We start from the raw sequence: 3,652 nt of genomic DNA, 5'->3' as shown, positions 1-3,652 counted from the left end.
GACAACGACACATCACCACACGCCACCGCAAGCGCGTCCGGAACAGCACGCACCTGCTCCTCGAACAACACCGGCAACGACACACCCGGCACCTCGACCGTCGTGTCGTTCCACTCCTCCAACACCCGACGACGCTCACCCGCAGCCAACACATCCACATGACGCGTCGGCACATCGGGCGAAGCCAGCACCACGTCCAGCACATGCACCAAGCGCTCCGCCAACGCCTGAGCAGACACGGCGTCGAAGAGGTCCGCGCGGTAGTCGAGCACGGCATGGATGCCGGCGGGCGCCCCGGTCTTGTCGCGTCGCTCGCCCAGTACGAACGACAGGTCATGGCGTGCGGATCCGATGTCGATCCGCTGCTCTGCCACTGTCAGGTCGTCGGTCTGCTCGGCATCGGAGCCGAGAGCCACGTTGTTGAACGTGAGCATGACCTGGAAGAGGGGGTGGCGGGAGAGGGAGCGTTCGGGGTTGATGATGTCGACGAGGCGTTCGAAGGGCAGGTCCTGGTGGGCGTAGGCGCCCAGGTCGGTCTCCCGGACGCGAGCCAGGAGCTCGCGGAAGGTGGGGTCGCCGGACAGGTCGGTGCGCAGGACGAGGGTGTTGATGAACAGGCCGACGAGGTCGTCAACAGCGTCGTCACTGCGTCCGGCGATCGGCGTGCCGATCGGCACGTCCTCACCCGCGCCGGACCGGGACAGGAGCAGCGCCAGGGCCGCCTGCAACACCATGAACACCGTCGTGCCACTCTGCCGCGCCAGTTCCTGCGCCTTGACATGCGCTTCCACGGAGAAGCCGAACTCGAGCCGACCGCCGGTGTGGGAGAGGGCAGCCGTCCGGGGACGGTCCGTGGGCAGCGCGATCTCGTCTGGAAGGTCTGCCAGCTGTGTCTTCCAGTAGTCGATCTGCTGGGAGATCAGGCTGTCGGGGTCGTCCTCGGAGCCGAGGAGCTCACGCTGCCAGAGGGCGTAGTCGGCGTACTGCACCGGCAGCGCCGACCACTGCGGAACCTCGCCGGCCGCCCGAGCGGCATAGGCCTGGACGAAGTCACGGCGCAACGGATCGATCGACTCGCCGTCGCCGGCGATGTGGTGGACCAGGACGAGAAGGGTGTGCTGGTCGGGTGCGGTCTGGAAGAGCGCGGCCCGGACCGGGATCTCGGTGGCCAGGTCGAACCCGTAGCGTGCGGCGGTGGCGAGGCGGGCGGGCAGTTCGTCCTCGGTGACGGTGACAAACTCCCACGGCACCTCGATCCCGGCATCCAGCACGACCTGGTAGGCGCCTTCGGCGTCCTCGGCGAAGACGGTACGCAGGCTCTCGTGCCGGTCGACGACATCGCCCAGCGCCGCGCGCAGCGCCTGAGGGTCGAGCTTGCCGGTCAGACGGAGGGCGAGCGGAATGTTGTACGTCGGGTTCGGGCCGTCCAGGCGGTGCAGGAACCACAACCGCTGCTGACCGAACGACAACGGCACCCGCTCAGGACGTACACCGGCGCGCAGCACGGGACGCGAACCGCCCGCCTGATCCAGGGCCTGGGCCAGCCCCGCGACGGTGGGGTTCTCGAACAGCTGCCGGATCGACACCTCGACGCCGAGAACGGAGCGCAGGCGCGACACCAGCCGGGTCGCCAGCAGCGAATGCCCGCCCAGGTCGAAGAAGCTCTCGTCGATCCCGACCGACACCCGGCCGAGTACCTCACCGAACAGGCCGCAAAGGATCTCTTCGCGTGGCGAGCGCGCTGCCCGGGATCCGGCCCCGGCGGCACCGAAGTCCGGTGCCGGCAGGGCCCGGCGGTCGACCTTCCCGTTCGGCGTCAGCGGAATGGCGTCCAGGACGACCACGACCGTGGGCACCATGTACTCCGGCAGCCGTGTCCGCGCACTTTCACGCACCGCGCCGCCGTCAACAGCGGTATCCGGCTCCGGCACGACGTATCCGACCAAGACGCCTTCATTGACGACCGCGACCGCGCGTCCCACCCCGGGGGCAGCGAGCAGACCGGACTCGACCTCACCGAGCTCGATACGGAAGCCACGGACCTTCACCTGAGCATCAGCCCGGCCCACGAACTCCAGCACACCATCCGCACGCCACCGCACCACATCACCCGTGCGGTACATCCGCCCGCCACCCCACGGACAGGCGACGAACCGCTCCGCGGTCAGATCCGCACGGCCGTGATACCCCCGCACCACACCCGCACCGCCGATATACAACTCACCACGCACACCCACCGGCACCGGACGCAGCCACTCGTCCAGCACATACACCTGCTGATTGGCCAGCGGCCCACCGATCGACACCGGAGCATCTGCTGTCACCGGGGCACTCGTCGACCACACAGTCGTCTCGGTCGGCCCGTAGACGTTCACCACCGACGCCAGCTCATCCACCATCAGCGACGCCACCTCACCCGGCAACGCCTCACCACCCACCAACGCCCGCACGCCGGCCAGCCGACCGTCCGAAACAGCCACGACCTCGCGCCACAGGCTCGGCGTCGCCTGCACCACCGACACGTCCGCCCGGACCGCCAGATCCACCAGCAGTTCGGCATCCGCGACCACGTCGGACGGGGCCACCACCACACACCCGCCCGACACCAGCGGCGCGAACAGCTCCACCACCGCGATGTCGAACGCGAACGTCGTCACCGCCAGCACCCGGTCCTCGCCCACTACATCACGCAAACCGGCCAACACGTTCACCACACCACCGTGCGGCACCACCACACCCTTCGGGCGCCCCGTCGAACCCGAGGTGTAGATCGTGTACGCCGCCGACGACAACTCCGGCACCACACCCAGCGACGTACCCGACAGGCCCTTGAGCTCGGCCGTCACACCGACGTCGTCGAGCAGGATGACCGGGACGTCCGACCCGGACACGCTGTCCAGCGCGCCAGAGACCGACAGCACCAGCACCGGCGCCGAGTCCTCCACCACATGCGCGATCCGCTCGGCGGGGTATTCCGGGTCCACCGGAACGTACGCACCGCCGGTCTTCAGCACCGCCAGCAACGCCACCACCGCATCGACCGACCGCGGCAACGCCACCACCACGCGGGACTCCACCCCCACCCCACGCGACACCAACAACCGAGCCAGACGGTTCACCCGCCCGTCCAACTCCGCATACGTCAGCGACACCTCACCGCACACCACCGCGACCGCCTTCGGGGCGGCACGCACCCGCTCCTCGAACAGCACCGGCACCGAGGCAGGCGGCACCTCAACCGCCGTATCGTTCCACGCCTCCAGCACCCGACGACGCTCACGCCCGACCAGCACGTCCACACGACGCGTCGGCACATCCGGCGAGCCCACCACCACATCCAGCAGATTCACCAGACGCTCCACCAGCAGCACAGCGGACGCCTCATCAAACAGATCCACCGCATACGTCAGCGCGCCGTGCATCGGTGCTCCGGTGCCGCGCTCGGCGAAGTCGAAGGTCAGGTCGAAGCGGGCGACGTCGTGATCGGGGTGGATCGCGGCGACACCGAGGTTCGCGGCGGTCAGGTCGGTGTCCGTGGAGATGTGGTTGTTGAGCGAGAGCATGACTTGGAAGAGGGGGTGGCGGGCCAGGGAGCGTTCGGGGTTGAGCACCTCGACCAGCCGCTCGAACGGCACGTCCTGGTTCGCGTACG

1 protein-coding gene is annotated in these 3,652 nt (G+C 68.7%); it reads right to left on the bottom strand.

The window, feature by feature from the left end; translation table 11 throughout:
• Positions 1 to 3,652, bottom strand: a 3,652-nt coding sequence (locus ACZ6ZQ_RS38340; protein WP_469773163.1) for an amino acid adenylation domain-containing protein, incomplete at both ends; no start/stop codon positions are given.

The sequence above is a fragment of the Streptomyces sp. NPDC053673 genome (genome assembly GCF_055585225.1).
The sequence above is the reverse complement of the archived record's forward strand: the minus strand, read 5'-3'. Positions and strand labels throughout refer to the sequence as shown.